Here is a 690-nt window from a genome sequence, read left to right on the forward strand (position 1 = left end):
GCCCCGACGGCAGGACGGTCCAGGAGATCGCCCCGAAGGCCCACGGCAAACTGCCCGTCACCAAGCAGACCCTGGCCCAGATGGACGACGCCCTCGCCGGCGTGGCCACCCGCGGTACGGCGGCCTGGCGCTTCGGCGGCTGGCCGCAGGACAAGATCGAGATGCACGCCAAGACCGGCACCGCCGAGGTCTACGGCAAGCAGACGACGTCCTGGTTCGCCACGTACACCAAGGACTACTCGATCGTGATGACGATCTCCCAGGGCGGTACGGGTTCCGGTGCCTCCGGCCCGGCCGTGCGGAACATATACGACGCTCTCTACGGTGTCTCGGACACCGGAGTGATCAACAAGAAGAACGCGCTGCTGCCCACCCCGCAGAAGGCCCTGCCGAAGATCAAGACGGACGGCACGATCGCCTCCCCGAANNCCGGGTACGGGCCCGAGCGGGCCGGCTGGACGCGGATCTTCGCCCGCGACTCGCTGGCCCGGCGGCTGGACTGGCCGATACTGCTGGCGGCCGTCGCGCTGTCGCTGATCGGCTCCCTGCTGGTGTACTCGGCGACCCGCAACCGCACCGAGATCAACCAGGGCGACCCCTACTTCTTCCTGTTCCGGCACCTCGTGAACACCGGTATCGGGCTCGCCCTGATGATGGGCACGGTCTGGCTGGGCCACCGCACCCTGCGCA

General features: G+C 68.6%; 1 pseudogene. It reads left to right on the plus strand.

The features are described from left to right. Nucleotides 1-425: pseudogene (locus BZL64_RS42230) on the plus strand (penicillin-binding transpeptidase domain-containing protein); the annotation flags it as partial. Nucleotides 426-690 lie beyond the last annotated feature (265 nt).

This window comes from Streptomyces bobili (assembly GCF_002154575.1).
Classification (GTDB): domain Bacteria; phylum Actinomycetota; class Actinomycetes; order Streptomycetales; family Streptomycetaceae; genus Streptomyces; species Streptomyces bobili.